Source organism: Pseudomonas sp. SDO5215_S409 (assembly GCF_054071325.1).
On sequence record NZ_JBSVWN010000032.1, the window covers coordinates 31,040 to 49,723 of the forward strand.

Genomic DNA, 18,684 nt, shown 5'->3' on the forward strand with positions numbered 1-18,684 from the left:
GTACCGTTGTCCATGGATTTTTTTGGCCCGCACCTGCTCGGCTATTTCATCGCCACTTGTCACTTTCTGGGCACCCTCGCCGCCCTTCATGCGGTGCTGACCGTGCGCACCGCCCAAGGCTCGATCGCCTGGGCGCTGTCGCTGATGTTCATCCCTTACCTCACGCTCATTCCTTACCTGATCTTTGGCCGCAGCACCTTTGATGCCTACATTCAGGCACGCCGCCAGGCCAACCAGGAAATGCACAAGGCGATCACCGAGCTGAACTGGCGCCCGTGGGTCGAAGAGGCCCTGGCGGCGCGCAACTCCAGCGCTTATGCCTCGTTGCGGGCCATGCCTAAGCTTGGGCGTATGCCGTGCCTGGCGAACAATCAGGTGCAGTTGCTGGTGAATGGCCAGGCCACCTTCAGCGCGATTTTCGACGCGATCCGCGGTGCAAAAACCGCGGTGCTGTTTCAGTTTTTTATCATTCACGACGACGAACTCGGTCGCCAATTGCACGCCCTGTTGAAGGAAAAAGCCGCCGAGGGCGTGGCCATTTACGTGCTGTATGACCGCATCGGCAGCCACGCCCTGCCCCATCACTATGTGCAATCGCTGCGCGATGCCGGGGTGCAGGTGCACGCGTTTGCCACCCGCAGCGGCTGGCTCAACCGCTTCCAGGTGAATTTTCGCAACCACCGCAAAGTGGTGGTGGTAGACGGCATCACCGGGTTTGTCGGCGGGCACAACGTGGGCGATGAGTACCTGGGCAAAAAGCCGCCGCTGGCGCCGTGGCGCGACACCCATGTGCAAGTCAGCGGGCCAGTGGTGGCGTGTTTGCAGGAGTCGTTTGCCGAAGACTGGTTCTGGGCCTCGCGCCAATTGCCGCCGCTGTTACTGCCCGACACCTACCCCGACCACGGCGTGCTCTGCCAGTTGCTCGCCAGCGGCCCGGCGGACCCGTATGAAACCTGCTCGCTGTTTTTTGTCGAGGCGATCCACGCGGCCACCGAGCGGGTGTGGATCACCAGCCCCTACTTTATCCCCGACGAAGCGGTATTCGCCGCCTTGCGGCTGGCAGCCTTGCGCGGCGTGGACGTGCGCCTGCTGCTGCCCTCGCGCCCCGATCACCGCATTGTGTATGCCGCCTCCAGCCTGTATGCCATTGAAGCGGTGCGCGCCGGGGTGCGGGTGTTTCGCTACACCCCAGGCTTTTTGCATCAGAAGGTGGTGCTGGTGGACAACGAAATCAGCGCCATTGGCAGTGCGAACCTGGACAACCGCTCGTTCCGGCTGAATTTCGAGGTGATGTTGCTGACGGTAGACGAAGCCTTCGCCCGCGAGGTGGAGCAGATGCTGGTGGATGACTTTGCCCAGGCCCACGAGGTGAGCCAGGAAGAAAGCCGCCAGACGCGCCGCTTGCAGCAACTGGGCATGCGCGTGGCGCGGCTGATCTCACCGATCCTTTAAACAGGCCCGCGCAGGTTTGCCTGCGCAGGCCCGGGGGTGCGCTCAGCGGTACAGGTCATCACGCGTCCACGGCAGTTCATGGCTGCCGTCGGCATGGGCCTTGGTCGCCAGAATCTGGTGCAGGTTGATCCAGCCCCGCGCAAACGCATAGGCGCAACCCGCCAGGTACAGGCGCCAGATCCGCAACGCCTGCTCGGGCACCATGTTCGCCGCCGCTTCCAGGTTGTCTTCCAGGCGCTCGCTCCAGTGGTCCAGCGTGCGCGCGTAATGCAGGCGCAGGCTTTCCACGTCGACCACTTCCAGCCCGGCCTCGCTGATCATGCCGGTCATCATCGCCAGGTGCGGCAATTCGCCATGGGGGAACACGTAACGGTCGATAAAGTCCCCGGCGCCCCGGCCCACGGGGCGCCCGTCAGTGTGTTTGGAGGTGATGCCGTGGTTCATCACCAGGCCGCCCTCGCGCACCGCGCCAAACAGGATGCGACAGTATTCGGGCAGGTTGGCATGGCCCACATGCTCGAACATGCCCACGCTCACCACCTTGTCGAAGCGCCCGTCTTGCGGCAAGTCGCGGTAGTCGAGCAGTTGCAGGTCCACCTGGTCTTGCAGGCCTTCGGCCTTGACCCGCTCGCGGGCCAGCTCCAGTTGTTCCTTGCTCAAGGTAATGCCAAACACCTTGACCCCGAACTCCCGCGCCGCATACCGCGCCAGCCCGCCCCAGCCACAGCCCACGTCCAGCAGATACTCGCCCGGTTGCAGGCGCAACTTGCGGCACAGGTGGCGGAATTTGTCTTGCTGGGCCTGGTCGAGGGTTTCGCTGCCGGTTTCAAAATAGCCGCACGAATAGGCCATGTCCTGGTCCAGCCACAGTTGGTAGAACGCGTTGGACAGGTCGTAATGGTAGGAAATGGCAGCGGCGTCGGTCGCCTTATCGTGGATCGAGCGCACCGGGCGGCTTTCTGCGTCGCCAATCAGGGCGTTGCTCAATTCGTCACAGACCCGGATCACCTCGGTGATGGAACCTTCCAGCTCCAGCTTGCCCTCGACGAAGGCTTCACCCAGTGAATCGAGCGTGGGATGGGTCAGCTGTGTCACCACGGTGGGGTCCTTGACCACGATGGTGACGCTGGGCTCAGGCCCCAGGTTGAATTCGTGACCGTCCCAGAGTCGAAGACGCAGTGCAAGCTTGAGATTCTGTAAGGCCGGTGGAAGTTGCGCGAGCATAATAGTCCCCCCTTGTTTCAGACGTCTGGAACTGAGGGTAGACCATCCGGCCAAAAAGTAGGCGGCTATCGAATTGATCGCCGCTATTGATGCCTCCGGCGCTCGAGCAAGCCGTCCTGCACCCACTGTTTTAGCCAGGTGACGGCCTGCAAGGGCGCGCCCTCCTGATAAGTGACTGCCAGTTCAGCGCACAGTTCTGAAAAACACCACCGCGTGTCGACCATCCCGGCCAGCGCCGCGGCCTCGCCCGCGTCCAGCGTGCGGTAATTGCAGCGGTTCTGATCGCGCCAGGTCAGGCAGACATGCGCCTGCTCCAGCGCCTCGCTGCCGGGGAAATCGCCTTCATCCTTGCTGGCGCGCCAGATCGCTACCGTGTTGAATCGGCAGAGAATCCGCTGCACCGAAGGCGCCAGTTGCACCTGCAACTCGGGCCACTCCTGCGGCGCCAGTTGAGCCATGTCCTGCAAGGTCAGGGGCTTGCCCGGCGCGGCATCGAAGGCCAGGGTGAATGCCCATTCCAGTTGCGCCAATTCGACCAACGGCGCACGTTGCTCAGCCACCAGGTGTTCAAGGATAAACCCCGGGAACCGCTCGCCCAGCCAGCGCAAGCTGAAATGGGCCGACGGGTAGCGACGCACATAAGCTTGGCTCAATTGCGCAAATTCATCGTCGCCCAGCCAGTACCAGATCGCGCTGAAGTCATGCCGCAACACTTCCTGCAAACGGGCCACGTAGGCGTTGTGGTAAATCGCAAGCCCGGTGTCGATATCCAACGTCGGCCCGCCCAGCAACGTCGCGGTAAACCCGCTGTTGGCGCTGGGCTGCTCGGCCAATAAATGCTGCTCGAAGGCCAGTTGCCAGTCGGTCAGGCGCATAACGCCCTCCTGGCCAACGCCGTCGCGCCCAGCTCACGGGCCTTGCCCAGTTCTGCCAGCAGTTCCTCGAACGGCGGGTAATGGTCATCGCGCTCAAGCAAGGTGGACACCGGCCCCAGCCATTCCAGCGTCTGCTGGTACAACGCCCACACCGGGTCGCACACCGGGTGGTCATGGGTATCGACCACGTAGTCGCCGTAGTCCATGTGCCCGGCCAGGTGCAATTGGCGGATGCTGTCCGGCGGCAGGTTGCGGATAAACGTCCAGGCATCGAAACCGTGATTGCGCGAGCTGACGTATACGTTGTTGACGTCCAGCAACAGCTTGCAGCCGGTGAGGTGAACCAGTGCGCTGAGAAACTCCCATTCGGTGAACTGGTCGGCTTTGGCGCGCACATAACTGGAGACGTTTTCCAGCACCAACGGGCGCTGCAGCACGTCCTGCACCTGACGCACGCGGGCGGCCACGTGGTAAAGGCTCTCTTCGGTGTATGGCAATGGCAGCAAGTCGTGCAACTGGTGCGCGTTGCCGCGGCTCCAGCACAGGTGGTCGGAAACCCACGCGGGGTTGACCCGTTCGGCCAGTTGCTTGAGCTGCTTGAGGTAATCGGTGTCCAGGGCATGGGGACCGCCGATGGACAAGGACACACCGTGCATCACCAGGGGATAACGCTCGGCTATCGCATCCAGGTAATACAGGGCCTTGCCGCCCTGAACCAAATAATTCTCGGAGATCACCTCGAACCAATCCACGGCGGGCGATTGTTCAAGGATCTCCTGGTAGTACTCGCTGCGCAGGCCCAGGCCATAACCCAGGCTTTGAGAAGAAGTGGACATCGCAGACTCCAGGCAAAGTGTCCGCAGCGGTGGGGGGCCGCCGCTGCGGGAACACCGTTGAGCGGTTACTCGCCGACAGTACCGCCAGCCTTGGCGCATGCAGCGGCACTTGGCTGAACCAGGAAGCCCTGGCCTTTGCAGGAACCCTGGCCTTTACAGGCGTGGTCCTTGGTCTTGCAATCGTTCTGGCCTTTGCAGGCGTTGATACCGTAGCAGTGCACGGCGGTATCGGCTGCCTGGGCTTGAGTCACGACACCGGCAAACAGAGTAGCAGCGGCCATTGCGAGAGCGGCACCGGCAGCAGCAGACTTGATATTCATTGTTGTTTCCTCATGATCGAAAGTGGCGTCGGTCTGAACGGATTGTTCAGTCTCGACATAGCACTAGAGTGAGTCGCCCTTGTGCCGTTACAACCGGTACGAAAATACTTTGAAAATTATTTGTCGAACTTCGATAACGGCTCTTGGAAGCGTAGCAAGCGCCCGGCATCAGCGAGCACCAACAGCGTGCTGACGTTATGCAACACCGCTGCGGTCATCGCTGCAGCGGCGCCCAGCCAGCCAAAAGCGGCGAACACCACGATGGGGCGAAAGCCCGGGGGTATCGCCCGGCCTCATCGTCGTGACAGCGGCATCGAAACTAGCCGCTGGGCAGAGGCGACGCTTACTGCGACATGGCGTCTTTTTTCATGGCGTCCTTGGACATGGCGTCGGTCTTTTTCATCGCGTCCTTGGACATTGCATCCTTGGACATCGAGTCTTTGGACATGGCGTCCTTGCTCATCGCGTCTTTAGACATGGCGTCTTTGCTCATCGCATCCTTGGACATGGCGTCCTTGGACATCGAGTCTTTGGACATGGCGTCCTTGCTCATCGTGTCGGCAGCAAAAACACTGGCGGCACCAAAGGCCAGGCACATGGACAGAACAACAGTCGTCAACTTTTTCATGGTGAAACTCCTTGGAGCTAGGGTTGTGGTTGGGTGAAAGGGTGCAACGTTCATCAACTGCCGCCGAACCAGTTGTAGCCCTGGTCTTCCCAGTAGCCGCCGCTGTAGGTGTTGCTGACGAAAATCGCCTGAATATGTTTGGGGTTTTTGTAGCCCAGCTTGGTGGGCATGCGCAGTTTCATCGGGAAACCGTATTCGCGTGGCAGCACCGCGCCGTCGTAGGTCAGCGCCAACAAGGTTTGCGCATGCAGAGCGGTGGCCATGTCGATGCTGGTGTAGTAGTCATCCGCGCATTTGAAACCTACGTATTTGGCATCGGTGTCGGCACCGATATGCCGCAAAAAGTCGCTGAACCGAACGCCGCCCCAACGGCCGATCGCGCTCCAGCCTTCCACGCAGATGTGCCGGGTGATCTGTTCGGTCTGGGCCATGGCGCGCAACTCTTCCAGGCGCCAGCTGCGCTTATCGGCGACCATTCCGGTGACTTCCAGGCGAAAGCTTTCTTCTTCCACCGTCGGTGCCTGGTCGATGCCGTAAAAAGCATTGAAGGGAAACGGCCGGGTGATCATCGACTCGGGATAAGTGGGCGCCATCGCATTGGGGTTGAACAGCCAGCCCTGTACCCGGTCGTTCAAACGCGACATGGATGACAACGCGGTGTCGACGCTTTGGTTGTCGGTAATGTCGCACCCCGACAAGAGTGCCACTCCGCCCAGGGTCAGGCCGCGCAGCAGGAACGAACGGCGCGAACGGTCTTCGATTTTCGGGGCAAGGATTTTCCGGGCGTCGGTCAAAATCGAGGTTTCGTCCAAGCCGGGGATCTGAATGCGCTTTTTCATACGTGCTCCTTCTTGCGGCCAACAATCATGGCCACCAATGTCTTAGGAACCAGCGCCACCATCACCAGATGCACCGCGACGAAAGCCACCAGCAACGCCATGGCAAAAAAGTGCACACGACGGGCGCCTTCATAACCAAACATCAACTCGCGCAGCAGCGGGAACTGCACCGACTTCCACAACACCAGCCCGGAGATCACCAATAAGGTGATGTCCACCATCACAAACAGGTAAGCCGCACGCTGCACCTGGTTGTAATGTTGCAGGTCGGCATGGCCGAGCTTGCCCCGCAGTGCAGCCCACAGGTCATGCAGGACACCTTTGGGGGAAACCGGAAAGAAGCGCCGCGTGAGACGCCCGCTGAACAGGTTGAAGGCCAGGTAAATCAGGCCGTTGATTGCCAGAAACCACATCGCCGCAAAATGCCACTGCAACGCGCCGCCGAGCCAGCCACCGAGGGTGATCGACTTGGGAAAGCTGAAATCGAAGAGGGGTGTGGCGTTATAGATGCGCCACCCGCTGGTGACCATCACCACCACGGCCACGGCATTGAGCCAATGGGTCAGGCGTAACCAGCGTGGGTGACTTGATTTGGGTGAAGCAGTGGTCTGCGACATATCCGGGCCCCGGTTGCTGCTTATTGCAGCGTAGTATCGGCATGGGCGTCGGTCTGAACGGATTGTTCAGTCTCGATATAGCACTAGAGTGAGCTGCCCATCTGCCGTTACAACCGGTACGAAAATATTTTGAAATTATTTGTCGAGCTTCGATAACGGCTCTTGGAAGCGTAGCAAACGCCCGGCATTACACAGCACCAACAGCGTGCTGAGGTTATGCAACACCGCCGCGATCATCGCCCCGGCGGCGCCCAGCCAGCCAAAAGCGGCGAACACCACGATGGCCAGCGTCCAGCCAAGGCCAATGATGACGTTCACCTGCAAGGTCTGCCGGCAACGGCGACTGAGCCGTACACAGGTGCCCAGCCTGCGCAGGTCGCTGCCGATCAGCACCACGTCTGCCGAGGCCAGGGCGATGTCTGCGCCGCCCGCGCCCATGGCCACGCCGACCACCCCGGCCTTGAGGGCCAGCGAATCGTTGATGCCGTCGCCCACCACCATGGGGCGAAAGCCGCTGCCGATCTCGCCCAGCACCCGGTTGAGCTTGTCCTCTGGCAGCGCCTGGGCTTCAACGTCGCTGAGGCCCACCTCCCGCGCCAGGCTGTCGGCCACGCTCTGGCGGTCGCCGGTCAGCAGCAACTGGCGGCCCAGGCCCAGCTCGCGCAGCTCCAGCAGGGCCTGGCGTGCTTCGGGCTTGACGCTGTCGGCCAACAACAGCCACGCCAGAAACTGCCCGTTCAACGCAAGGCCGGCAATCGGGCCGTCATGCTCGGGCACCGCCGGGGTCGCGATGCCCAAGCTCCCGAACAGCTCCGGGCGCCCCAGCGCCGCCTCGCCCTGTGGTGTATTCGCCACCACGCCCAGGCCCTGTCGCTCACGAACATCCGACAATTCCCACGGCTGCTGCCCCAACCCCGCCAAGGCGCGGCTCACCGGGTGGCTGCTGGCCGAGCCCAGGCTGGCCGCCAGGTCCAGCAGCGGCTGGCGGTCGGCTTGGGAGGTGTCGATGGACTGCAACCGCAGGCGGCCAAAGGTCAGCGTGCCGGTCTTGTCCACCACCAGCGAGGTCAAGTCCGCCAGTTCTTCCAGAAACGCCGAGCTGCGAATCAAAATGCCGTGGCGCGCCGCCACCGCAATACCGGCGATCGCCGTGGCCGGTGCCGACAACACCAGCGCACACGGGCAGGCCGCCACCAGCACGGCGAGCATCGCCTGCGCATCGTGGGTCACAAACCAGGTCACCGCCGCCAGCAGCAACACCAGCACCAGGTAACTGCCGGCATACCGCTCCAGCAGCCGGGTGATCGGGGGCTTGGCGCGCTCGGCGCTTTGCATCAGCGCGATGACCTTGCCCAAGGTCGATTCGTCGCCGGTGCGCGTCACCTCCACGCGCAGCAAACCGTCCAGGTTGATCGCGCCGCCAAACACCGGCACGCCCACCCGGGCCTCCAGCGGCACCGACTCGCCGGTGATCGGCGCGGTGTCCAGGCTCGCCTGGCCCGACAGCACCACGCCGTCGGCGGGCACGCGGTCACCGGCGCGCACTTCGACGACATCACCGGGCTGCAAGGTGGCGTTGTCGACTTCTACCAGAGCACCGTCGGCCTGCACCCGGCGCGCGTGGCTGCGGGTCAATTGGCCCAGGGCGTGGATGGCTTCCTGCGAGCCAATCACGCTGCGCTCTTCAAGCACATGGCCAAAGATCATGATGATGGGCAGCAAGGCGGCGGTCAGCAGGTCGCCGGTGGCCCAGGCCCCCAGCATTGCCAGGGCGATCAACTGGTCGGTGATGCCATGCAAACTGGGATACCGCAGGCTGAACCCTGCCGAGCGCATCACCGGCACAGCCACCAATAAGGACGCGGCGCCCAGCAACAACTGGCTCACACCGCTCTGATCCGGCGCCAGCCAGCGCCACACCAGCCCCAGCGCAAGCAAGCCCAGGGCCAGCATGGCCAAGGTCAACTGGCGGGCGGCGCTGCGTTGTTCGGCCCCCGACAGCATCGGCGCGGCAGCGGCACTCATTGTTCGGCTCCCTGGATAATCAGGCGGGAATCGTCCTTGGGGTCCACCGTGGTGACGGACAACGCCTGTTTGAGGATTTTGGGCAGACGCTCGCGGTACAGGCGCAGCAGCAAACCGGGGTCGTCGACCTGTGCCAGGCTGGCCACGGTGGCGGTTTGCGCGCGCGCCTCGGCCAGGCGCTCGCTGGCCTGGGCGCGGGCCACTTGCACGGTGCGGTCGGCGTCCTGGGTGGCCGCCTGGTTGAGTTTTTCGGCCTCGGTGCGGGCGTTGGCCACCGCCTTGTCGGCCTGCTGGCTGGCCGTGAGCACGGCGTTGAAGGCGTTCACCGCCGGGCCTGGCAGGCTCGACTGCACATCCACACGGGTGACTTCAATGCCAAGGCCCAGGCCGGTGGTGCCAAGGTCTGCCAGCCGCTGGTTGATGCCGCGCAGCAGGTCGCCCCGCAAGCGCTCGCGGCGCTCGGCGGCGCCGTTGTCGGTGCCGATCAGTTCGGGGCGGGCCACCAGAATAGTGTCCAGGTCACGCGCAGCGGTCAGCGCCACGGCGCTGCGCGTCACCAGCCGGTCCAACGCGGGCAACACATGGGGACCTTGCAGCACAAAGGCGTAAGGCTCGGTGACTTTATAGAAAACCCGCACCTCCAGTTGCACCACGCCCGCATCGCCGGTCAGCAGGTAGCCGGAACCGGCCAGCGCGTCGCTCAGCGGTGTGGCAAAGCTGGCCACGCGGTCGGCCTGCAAGGCCGCGTCGGAGCGCAGCAGGTTGTCCACCCGGCGCTCGAGCACCCGGTCGGCCGCGGGCAGCACCACCACTTGCTCGAAGGGGCTCGGCCAGGCGGTCAGCAGCCCGGCGTTCTGGATGCGGTCCAGGGCGCCAAACCGCAGGACCACGGCGCGGTCTTGCGGGTCGATCTGGCGCACGTTGGAAAACGCCCACGCCAGCGCGGCCAATACCGTCACCGCATACAGCGCCATAAAGGTCAGGCGCCCGGCCTGCACCCACGGGCTGTCCAGGGTTGCGCGCGGGGTCATGGCTGCACGTCCTTGGGCCCGTCCACCAACGCACGAAACGGCGCCGCGTCGGTGCGCAGGATGATTTTGGTGCCGGGCGTGACCACCGTGCCCAGGGTGTCGAGGCTGCGCAGCAAGTTATACAGCTGTGGGTTGCTCGCGTAGGCGCGGCCATAAATCTGCGCGGCTTGCACCCGTGATTGCGCTTCGATATCGGCGGCTTTCACCGTGGCGTCGGCCTGCAAGATGCGGGCGTCGCGCTCGGCGGCGGAGCGGATCTGCGCGGCCTCGCGCTTGCCTACGGCGGTGCGCTCGGTGGCGATGGTTTCCCGCTCGGCGCGCATGCGGTCCACGGTGGCGCTGAGGGTCACCGACGGTAGGGTCAGCCGTTCGACACCCACTTGCACCACGCGCACGCCATAGGTGCTGAGCAATTGTTGATCGATCTGCTGACGCAGCTGCGCCTCAAAGTCGGCGATGCGCACGTGCGCGGCGTCGGTGTTCACCAGGTTCGCCAGGTCAAAACTGGCGGCGGTGGTTTCCAGCGCCGAGCCAACAAAGGTGCGAATCTGGCGCGCCGCCTCGTCCGGCTGGTTTTGCACGGCGCGCATGAAACGCTGCACGTTGTCGGCATCGCCCTGCACCTGCCACGCCACGTACGCCTGCACGATGATGCGCAGGCCGTCGCGGGTGCCCACGTCCTGCAAACCGCTGGAGGTGGTGCGCAGACGCAGGTCCACCGGGATCGCCGCCTCGAACGGCGCCGGCCAGCGCCAGCTCAGGCCCGGCGTGAGCAGCACCCGCGACGGGTTGCCAAAGCGCGTGATCACCGTGGCCTCGCCGGAACGCACCTGCACCAGGCTCGCGGCCGCCACGGCAAACAGCACCAGCAACAGGGCCCAAGCCAGGCGCCGCCAGGGCATAGGGCCAGCCTCGTGGTCATCGCCATGGCCGTGATGATGGTGGTGGTGATGATGATGACCGTGATCGTGGGAATGAGCGCTCAACAGATGAACTCCTTATTGACCGGCTTTACGCGGCGCCACGGGGTCGGCCGGCAAGGTAAAGGAACGCAGATCGATGGTCGGTGCGCCACCGGCGCCCAGGCGATGATCCAGAATAAGCAGCCGGGCCTGGCTCAGGCCCTGGCGCAGCTGGCTCAGGTACTGTTCCAGCACAAAGGCCTTGCCCGCGTCGGCGTAGGCCGTTTGCTCGGCGGTGAAGCGTAAGTCTGCGGCGCGGGCGTCGGCATTTACTTCATGGGCGGTCGCCTGCGCCTGGTCCTGCGCCGTGCTTGCCTGCAACAGCGCCTGGTTGGCCTGCTCGCTGGCGGCGCCGCGCTCCCGGGCGATCAACGCCTGGGCGCCGATTTGCGCCGCCTGCACGCCGTGGTAGGCGTTGGCCGCCCCGGCGGGCGGGTGGATGGCTTCGACCACCGTGGCGAGAATTTCCACGCCGCTGTCCAGCGCTTGCAGGTCGGCCTGTACCGCCTGGCCAATGTCGTCGGCGAGGCGGTTGCGCTGCTCGCCGAGCAACTCGTCCAGGGTGCGCGAGGCGAACGCATGCACCAGCACGCGGCTGGCGGTGCTGCGGATCAGCGTGGGCACATCGGCGCTGTTGTAAGTGGCGGCGAGCGCGGCCTGGTCGGTGAGGCCGATGCGGTACACGAAACGCACGTCCATGTTGACGATCTGCAAGCTCTGCTTGTCGTCGCGGCTGCTGGCGATCACTTGGGATTTATCGTTCACGTGGGTCGCGTCCCACAGCCGATTGGCGATCAGCGGTGCCGGGCCTTCAGCGGGGGCGACCTCGGCGGGGGTGGCCTGGCCGACGCTGGTGGCCAGTTCATGGACCACGCCGTTTTCCACGCTCAGCACCCGGCCCAGGGGCCAGGGCAGGCTCACATGCAGGCCAGGGCCGAAGACCTCGACCGGCTTGCCAAAGCGCTCATAGATCCCACGGCCTTGCAGGGCCACTTCATGCACGCCTGTCAGTAACCAGCCCACCGCCAGCACCACCACCAACACCGGCAGGAATGCCCGGCGCATGTAGGTAAAGGCCCAGATCTGGCGCAGGTCGATGCCGAAGCGGTTGTGCAATTCGTGCTGCAACGCCTGCAGCGGGCGCGGCGGCCAGCGCAGCAGCCCGGCCACAAAACTGTGGGCGATCAGGCGCGGTTCCAGGCGCGCCTGGCGCGGGCTGAACAGCGACAGCCCGCCCCGGAGCAGAAACTCCAGCGCCACCAGCCCCGGTAGCACGCCGACCAACACCGCCAGGCGTACGGGCCACACCGACGTTTCGCTGGCAAACAACAGGCAAATCCCACTCACCACCAGGCAGGTAATCGTCACCCGGCTCAACTGTGCCAACGGCTCGGCCTCGGGCCACTGGGCAGTGCTTTCCTGCGCCAGCCGGCGTTCGAACACCAACAACCCGAACGCCAACACCAGCGCGACCGCCGCGCCGACGTTGGCAGACGCGCCCACAGGGGCTGCCGGTAGCGCAAGGTTCCAGAACTGTTGAAGGTTGATCAGCGCAAACAGCGACGTGCCGCACAGCCACATCACGGGCGTACCGATATGAGCCCGCAGGCTGCGGGTCAACACGCTTACCCCGCGCTCAAACCAACGCGCAGGTTCTGTCGGGGCCGGTGACTCGAGCGGAGCGGGTGTCGGGACCTCCAGCGCCTGGGCCCGCCAGTCGGCGACCCACCAGGCCGACTGAACGCCCGCCATCAGCACCAGCAAGGCCTGGGCACCGGTGTTCAACACCACCGGCCAGATCGACAGCGGCGCAAACAGCGCGACAAACAGCGCCAGCACCCAGCCGACAACGGCCAGCGCAACCAGGCCGATACCGGCCTGCCTTAAACGCCGGGCATGAAACAGCCCTTGCTGAAAACGCGGCAAGCCTTCGACAGCGGCGCCGTCAGTGTCCAGGTCCACATGCATCCGCCAACACTCGCCAAGAAACAATTGGTTACTTTATGACGGCAGGCGTGAAATTTTTGTGTTTGGATACAAATCTCTGCCCGGGCGCCCCTTCCGCGTGCAAGCGCCGAGGCTGCAAACGTGACGACACCCCCAGAAACAGGCGTGCTCACTGGTTTGGCTCGACATAAATCGGCACACTCCCCAGAGTTTTCGCAGGCCATCGACAAGGAACTGTCCGCTCATGATCTCGATCTACCAGCTCAAACCGCGTTTCCAGAACCTGCTACGCCCGCTGGTACAACGCCTCTATGACAACGGCACCACCGCCAACCAGATCACCGTGCTCGCCGCCGGGGTGTCGCTGCTGGTGGGCCTGTTGATCGCAAGCTTTGCCCACCACATGTGGCTGTTCGCGCTGATCCCGCTGTGGATGATCCTGCGCATGGCCCTCAACGCCATCGACGGCATGCTCGCACGGGAATTCGGCCAGCAATCGCGGCTCGGCGCCTACCTGAACGAGCTGTGTGACGTGATCGCCGACAGCGCGCTGGTCCTGCCGTTTGCACTGATCCCCGGCGTCAACCTGGTGCCGGTGCTGCTGGTGACGTTGCTGGCGCTGTTCAGCGAGTACGCCGGCGTGCTCGGGCCCATGGTCGGGGCCTCGCGGCGTTATGACGGGCCCATGGGCAAGAGCGACCGCGCTTTTGTGCTGGGCGTGCTGGCCACCGGCGTGGCGCTGGGCTGGCTGGGTGACGCTTGGGTGGAGGGGGTGATGTGGGTGGTTGCCCTCCTGCTGGGCTATACGTTGTTCAACCGGGTACGACAGGGCCTGAACGAAGCACAGCACACTTCCCTTTCTGCATAAGGACTTTGCGATGCGCGAACAGCAAGAGCACAGCTTCGACACTCATGACGGCGTGGCCCTGTTCTACCGCCACTGGCCCGCGGCCCCAAGCCAGGCGCCGCGCAAGGCCATCGTGCTGTTCCATCGCGGCCACGAGCACTCCGGGCGCATCGCCCACCTGGTGGACGAACTGGACCTGCCGGGCTTCGACTTTTTTGCCTGGGACGCCCGCGGTCACGGCCAGTCCCCCGGCGCGCGCGGGGACAGCCCCAGTTTTGCCACCAGTGCCCGGGACGTGCAGACCTTTTGCGACCATATCGGCGCCACCTACGGCATCGAGGCCGACCAACTGGCGGTCATCGCGCAAAGCGTCGGCGCGGTGATCGCGGCAACGTGGGTGCACGACTACGCGCCCCAGTTGCGCGCGCTGGTACTGGCCTCACCGGCGTTCAAGGTCAAGCTGTACGTGCCGTTCGCCCGACCGGGCCTGGCGTTGATGCGCAGGTTTCGTGGCAATTTTTTCGTCAACAGTTACGTCAAGGCCCGGTTTCTCAGCCACGACCCGGCGCGCGTGGCGTCCTATGACAGCGACCCGCTGATCACCAAGGCCATCTCGGTGAATGTGCTGCTGGGCCTGTATGAAGCCGCCGACCGGGTGGTGGCCGACGCCCAGGCCATCCAGGTGCCTACGCAATTGCTGGTTTCCGGCGCCGACTTCGTCGTACACCGCGCGCCCCAGCAACAGTTTTTCGACCGCCTGGGCAGCCTTAAAAAAGAGCTGCACATTTTGCCGGGGTTCTTTCACGACACCCTGGGCGAGCGCGACCGCGCCGTGGCGGTGGGCAGCGCCCGGCGCTTTATCCTGCAGAATTTCGAGCAGCCACTGGACCGCGCCAACCTGCTGCATGCCGACAAACTGGGCGCCACCTGCGCCGAGTCCGAAGCCCTCGCCGCGCCGCTGCCGCGCCACTCGCCACGCGACCTGTACTGGCGCTTGACCCGCGCCAGCATGGGCCTGGGCAAAACGCTGTCGAGCGGGGTGAAGCTTGGGTTCGACACCGGCTTTGACTCTGGCAGCACCCTGGACTACGTGTACCGCAACCAGCCCACCGGCAAAGGCCCGCTGGGGCGGATGATCGACGCCAACTACCTGAACTCCATCGGCTGGCGCGGCATTCGCCAGCGCAAATTGCACGTAGAGGAACTGCTGCGCCTGGCCATGGCCCGGTTGCGCGAGCAAGGGCGCGAAGTGCGGATCGTCGACATTGCCGCCGGTCACGGGCGTTACATTCTGGAGGCGTTGCAGGGTGTTTCGCCGCTGCCCGAATCGATCCTGCTGCGCGATTACAGCGACATCAACGTACGCGACGGCGGCGCGCTGATCCGCGAAAAAGGCCTGGAGGGCATCGCCCGCTTCGTCAAAGGCGATGCCTTCGACCGGGCAGACTTGGCCGCGCTGGCGCCCAACCCGACGCTGGCGGTGGTGTCCGGCCTGTACGAACTGTTTGCCGACAACACGATGGTCGGCGGTTCGCTGGCCGGGCTGGCCGAGGCCGTGGAGCCCGGCGGTTATCTGGTCTACACCGGCCAACCCTGGCACCCGCAGCTGGAACTGATCGCCCGTGCCCTGACCAGCCATCGCCAGGGCCAGGCGTGGGTGATGCGGCGGCGCAGCCAGGCCGAGATGGACCAGTTGGTCGAGGCGGCGGGCTTTCGCAAGCTCACCCAGCGGGTGGATGAGTGGGGGATTTTCACCGTGTCACTGGCGCAGAAGCGCTGAGCATGCGCGAACCCGGCCTGTTGAAACCGGCGGTGTTGTGGCTGTTGCTGCTGGCACCGGTGTTTTTCGGCACCTACGGCTTGGCCACCTGGGTAACCAGCCAGCGCAGTGATGTGGGCACGCTGGTGTTTGGCTGGGAAACGCAGATGCCCTTCTGGGCCTGGACCATCGTGCCCTATTGGTCGATTGACCTGCTTTACGGGTTTTCCCTGTTACTGCCCAACAGCCGCCGCGCACTCAACCAACACGCGTTGCGCCTGCTCACCGCGCAGTTGATTGCCGTGAGCTGCTTTTTGCTCTGGCCGCTGCGCTTCACCTTCGAGCGCCCGCCACTGGACGGCGTGTTTGGCTGGCTGTTTGCCGTGTTGGCGGGCTTCGACAAACCGTTCAACCAGGCGCCGTCGTTGCACATCGCCCTGCTGGTGGTGCTGTGGACACTTTACCAACAGCACAGCCGGGGCCTGTGGCGCTGGGCCGTGCACGGCTGGTTCGGGTTGATCGGCGTGTCGGTGCTGACCACTTATCAACATCACTTTATTGACTTACCCACAGGCGCCTTGCTGGGCTGGCTGTGCGTATGGTTGTGGCCACTGGAGCAGCGCGGCCCGCTATTGAAGGGGCGGCTCACGCGGGACCGGCAGCGGTGGCGCGTGGGGTTACGCTACGCCGGGGGCGGCCTGGCCGTTGCCGCGTTGGCGTGTGCGCTGGGCGGCGGGGCGCTGTGGCTGTTGTGGCCAGCGGTGTCCCTGGGGTTGGTGGCGGTGAACTACCTGATGCCGGGGGCGGCGGGGTTTCAGAAACGCGCCGATGGTTCACTCAGCCCAGCGGCGCGCTGGTTGTTCGCGCCTTATCGGGCAGCGGCGTGGCTCAATTCCCGGCTGTGGACACGCAGGCATCCGCAGCCCGACCCGGTTGTGGATAACGTTTGGCTGGGGCGAATTCCCGCAGGTGCAGAGGCTGATTCATTCAAGGCCATCGTCGATCTGTGCGCCGAACTGCCGCTCAAGCCCCGGGGCCGCGCCTATTGCAGCGTGCCGGTGCTCGACCTGGTAGCGCCCACCCCGGCGCAATGCCTGGACGCCGCGCAGGCGATCGAACGCCTGCGCCAGCAGGGCCCGCTGCTGGTGTGCTGTGCGCTGGGTTACTCGCGCAGTGCCACGGCGGTGGCCGCCTGGCTGCTGAACAGAGGGCGCGCGGCCACGGTCGATGAGGCACTGGCTATCCTTCGTACAGCCCGGGGGCAGGTGGTCCTGCATCCCGCTCACCGTGAAGCCCTGGAGGGTTTGCCCCATGCCCGCTGACATGGAACTGCACGTGGTCGCCAGCCTGCTGCGCCGGGGCCGCTCGCTGGACCAGTTATCCACAGGCCTGACCTTGCTGGGCGTGGTGTTTGGCCTGGCGCAATGGCTGTTGGTGGCCCTGACGCCGATCTGCCTGCTGTTGAGCCTGTGGATGATTATCCTGGGCCTGCTGCAAAAGTACTGGGCCCTGCGGGTGGCGTTCGACGCCGACCTGTTCGCCCTGCTCGCCCGCGACCTGTCACGCACGCCCGACCTGGACGAAGCCCTGCAAACCCTGGGCATGCAATCGGCCAAGCGCGCTGGCCGGCCGTGGGCCGAGCGCCGCCGCGGCGCGCTCAAACTGCTGCGCAAACAGGTCTACCTGCTGGGGGCGCAGGTGCTGTTGACCCTCGGTATCATCCTGGCCAGCCCCTGGCTGCCCTTCGCCGCGTAAGGAACCCCCATGCTCGAACCCGTGGTCGCCACCCTGATTACCTCCATGGCCCGCACGGTCACCGGCGCCCGCAGCCTGTGGCTGGGGTGCGCGCCGGTGCCGGTGCAGCGCATCTATTTTGCCAACCACAGCAGCCACGGTGATTTCGTGCTGCTGTGGGCGTCGCTGCCGCAAAACCTGCGCGCCTTCACGCGCCCGGTGGCCGGGAGCGATTACTGGAACCAGAGCGCGCTGCGCCGTTACATTATCCGCCGCGTCTTTAATGGCGTGCTGATCGACCGCGAGCGCAAGGACCCTGTGGACAACCCCTTGCAGCCCATGCTGGCGGCGCTGGAAAACGGCGACTCGCTGATCCTCTTTCCCGAGGGCACGCGCAACCTGGACAACGGTTTGCTGCCGTTCAAGAGCGGCCTGTATCACCTGGCAAAAAGTTACCCACAGGCTGAACTGATCCCGGTGTGGATCGCCAACCTCAACCGCGTCATGCCCAAAGGCCGGGTGTTGCCGCTGCCGCTGTTGTGCACCACCAGCTTTGGCGCGCCTTTGCAGTTGCAAGACGGCGAAGACAAGGCGCTGTTTCTCGCCCGCACCCGCGACGCCCTGCTCGCCCTTGCCCCGGAGCACACCTGACATGGATAGCCAAACCCTGATGCTGTTTGGCGGCATCGGCCTGATCCTGGTCCTCGCCTCGCTGATCGGCCTTGCGCTCAAGTGGCGCACCCGGGGCACGCCGAATGCGGTCATCGACAACCTCAACGCACGCATCAACGCGTGGTGGGTGATGGTGGTGGTGATCGGTATCGCGTTCTGGCTGGGCACCGGCGCGGTGATCCTGCTGTTCTACGCGGTGTCGTTCTACGCACTGCGCGAATTCCTGACCCTCACCCCCACCCGGCGCAGTGATTACCCGGCGCTGGTGGCGGCGTTTTACCTGGCCCTGCCGCTGCAATACCTGCTGATCTACTTTGACTGGTACGGGCTGTTCTCGATCTTTATCCCGGTGTACGTGTTCCTGCTGTTGCCGATCCTCGCGTCGCTGGGCGGCGACAGCACGCACTTCCTGGAGCGCGCCTCCAAGGTGCAATGGGGGCTGATGATCGCGGTGTTCTGCGTGTCCTTCGTGCCCGCGCTGCTGACCCTGGACATCGTCGGTTACGAAGGGCGCAACCTGCTGTTGATCGCCTACCTGGTGATCGTGGTGCAGCTGTCGGACGTGTTGCAGTACGTGTGCGGAAAACTGTTCGGCAAACGCAAGATCGCGCCCAACTTGTCGCCGTCAAAAACCGTGGAAGGCTTTGTGGGCGGGGTGCTGCTGTCGTCGCTGATCGGCGCGGCGCTGTGGTGGACCACCCCGTTCAACCCGTGGCAGTCGTTTTTGATCGCGCTGTTGATCAACCTGCTGGGGTTTGCTGGCGGCATCGTGATGTCGGCCATCAAGCGCGACCGGGGCGTGAAGGACTGGGGCCATATGATCGAAGGCCACGGCGGCATGCTGGACCGCCTGGACTCGGTGTGTTTTGCGGCGCCGATTTTCTTCCACCTGGTGCGGTACTGGTGGACCTGAAAA

18 protein-coding genes and 1 pseudogene are annotated in these 18,684 nt (G+C 64.4%); 7 read left to right on the forward strand and 12 right to left on the reverse strand.

Translation table 11 applies throughout. The annotated features are described in order from the left end of the window. The first annotated feature begins 12 nt into the window (after positions 1–12). A complete protein-coding gene (cls, locus tag ACW9H9_RS17210; RefSeq protein ID WP_457344314.1) occupies positions 13–1,452 on the forward strand; it encodes a cardiolipin synthase in 1,440 nt (479 codons plus the stop codon). A 42-nt stretch (positions 1,453–1,494) separates the two neighbouring features. Here cls and cfaB read toward each other — a convergent pair whose 3' ends face one another. The 12 genes and pseudogenes from cfaB to hflK (ACW9H9_RS17270) form a co-directional block, all read right to left on the reverse strand. Then, positions 1,495–2,676 (reverse strand): C17 cyclopropane fatty acid synthase CfaB, encoded by a 1,182-nt coding sequence (cfaB, locus tag ACW9H9_RS17215; protein ID WP_457344313.1) that lies wholly within the window; start codon positions 2,674–2,676, stop codon positions 1,495–1,497. Between the two features lie 83 nt (positions 2,677–2,759). After that, positions 2,760–3,551 (reverse strand): HvfC/BufC family peptide modification chaperone, encoded by a 792-nt coding sequence (locus ACW9H9_RS17220; protein ID WP_457344312.1) that lies wholly within the window; start codon positions 3,549–3,551, stop codon positions 2,760–2,762. Next, positions 3,542–4,387 (reverse strand): MNIO family bufferin maturase, encoded by an 846-nt coding sequence (gene bufB / locus ACW9H9_RS17225; RefSeq protein ID WP_457344311.1) that lies wholly within the window; start codon positions 4,385–4,387, stop codon positions 3,542–3,544. The genes ACW9H9_RS17220 and bufB overlap by 10 nt, the downstream gene beginning before the upstream one ends. A 65-nt stretch (positions 4,388–4,452) precedes the next feature. Beyond that, positions 4,453–4,707, reverse strand: a complete 255-nt coding sequence (bufA2, locus tag ACW9H9_RS17230; RefSeq protein WP_457344310.1) for a BufA2 family periplasmic bufferin-type metallophore — start codon at positions 4,705–4,707, stop codon at positions 4,453–4,455. A gap of 116 nt (positions 4,708–4,823) precedes the next feature. After that, a pseudogene (locus tag ACW9H9_RS17235) lies at positions 4,824–4,970 on the reverse strand (hypothetical protein); the annotation flags it as partial. 80 nt (positions 4,971–5,050) lie between these two features. After that, positions 5,051–5,335 carry a pentapeptide MXKDX repeat protein gene (locus tag ACW9H9_RS17240; RefSeq protein ID WP_457344309.1) on the reverse strand — a complete coding sequence of 95 codons (285 nt, stop codon included), beginning with the start codon at positions 5,333–5,335 and terminating at the stop codon, positions 5,051–5,053. A 53-nt stretch (positions 5,336–5,388) separates the two neighbouring features. Next, a complete protein-coding gene (locus ACW9H9_RS17245) occupies positions 5,389–6,174 on the reverse strand; it encodes a molybdopterin-dependent oxidoreductase (RefSeq protein WP_457344308.1) in 786 nt (261 codons plus the stop codon). Further along, positions 6,171–6,791 carry a cytochrome b/b6 domain-containing protein gene (locus ACW9H9_RS17250; protein ID WP_457344307.1) on the reverse strand — a complete coding sequence of 207 codons (621 nt, stop codon included), beginning with the start codon at positions 6,789–6,791 and terminating at the stop codon, positions 6,171–6,173. The genes ACW9H9_RS17245 and ACW9H9_RS17250 overlap by 4 nt, the downstream gene beginning before the upstream one ends. 135 nt (positions 6,792–6,926) lie before the next feature. Beyond that, positions 6,927–8,816, reverse strand: coding sequence for a heavy metal translocating P-type ATPase (locus ACW9H9_RS17255; protein ID WP_457344306.1), 1,890 nt, complete (start codon positions 8,814–8,816; stop codon positions 6,927–6,929). Further along, the gene (hflK, locus tag ACW9H9_RS17260) at positions 8,813–9,847 is read right to left on the reverse strand and encodes a protease modulator HflK (RefSeq protein ID WP_457344305.1); all 1,035 of its coding nucleotides are present in this window, start codon (positions 9,845–9,847) and stop codon (positions 8,813–8,815) included. The genes ACW9H9_RS17255 and hflK (ACW9H9_RS17260) overlap by 4 nt, the downstream gene beginning before the upstream one ends. Then, positions 9,844–10,836, reverse strand: a complete 993-nt coding sequence (gene hflC, locus ACW9H9_RS17265) for a protease modulator HflC (RefSeq protein WP_457344346.1) — start codon at positions 10,834–10,836, stop codon at positions 9,844–9,846. Before hflC ends, hflK (ACW9H9_RS17260) begins: the two co-directional genes overlap by 4 nt. Before the next feature lie 9 nt (positions 10,837–10,845). Further along, complete coding sequence (hflK, locus tag ACW9H9_RS17270; RefSeq protein ID WP_457344304.1) at positions 10,846–12,777, reverse strand: protease modulator HflK; 1,932 nt, start codon at positions 12,775–12,777, stop codon at positions 10,846–10,848. 223 nt (positions 12,778–13,000) lie between these two features. On the opposite strand from hflK (ACW9H9_RS17270), the gene ACW9H9_RS17275 reads away from it, so the two are divergent. The 6 genes from ACW9H9_RS17275 to ACW9H9_RS17300 are packed head-to-tail and all read left to right on the forward strand — an operon-like array spanning position 13,001 to position 18,681. Then, positions 13,001–13,624 (forward strand): CDP-alcohol phosphatidyltransferase family protein, encoded by a 624-nt coding sequence (locus ACW9H9_RS17275; RefSeq protein ID WP_457344303.1) that lies wholly within the window; start codon positions 13,001–13,003, stop codon positions 13,622–13,624. Between the two features lie 10 nt (positions 13,625–13,634). After that, complete coding sequence (locus tag ACW9H9_RS17280; RefSeq protein ID WP_457344302.1) at positions 13,635–15,383, forward strand: bifunctional alpha/beta hydrolase/class I SAM-dependent methyltransferase; 1,749 nt, start codon at positions 13,635–13,637, stop codon at positions 15,381–15,383. 2 nt (positions 15,384–15,385) lie between these two features. After that, positions 15,386–16,684 (forward strand): phosphatase PAP2/dual specificity phosphatase family protein, encoded by a 1,299-nt coding sequence (locus ACW9H9_RS17285; protein WP_457344301.1) that lies wholly within the window; start codon positions 15,386–15,388, stop codon positions 16,682–16,684. Next, positions 16,674–17,117, forward strand: coding sequence for a hypothetical protein (locus tag ACW9H9_RS17290; RefSeq protein WP_457374538.1), 444 nt, complete (start codon positions 16,674–16,676; stop codon positions 17,115–17,117). The genes ACW9H9_RS17285 and ACW9H9_RS17290 overlap by 11 nt, the downstream gene beginning before the upstream one ends. Positions 17,118–17,126: 9 nt before the next feature. Then, positions 17,127–17,747 (forward strand): lysophospholipid acyltransferase family protein, encoded by a 621-nt coding sequence (locus ACW9H9_RS17295; protein WP_457344299.1) that lies wholly within the window; start codon positions 17,127–17,129, stop codon positions 17,745–17,747. 1 nt (position 17,748) lies between these two features. After that, positions 17,749–18,681, forward strand: coding sequence for a phosphatidate cytidylyltransferase (locus tag ACW9H9_RS17300; RefSeq protein ID WP_457344298.1), 933 nt, complete (start codon positions 17,749–17,751; stop codon positions 18,679–18,681). Positions 18,682–18,684 lie beyond the last annotated feature (3 nt).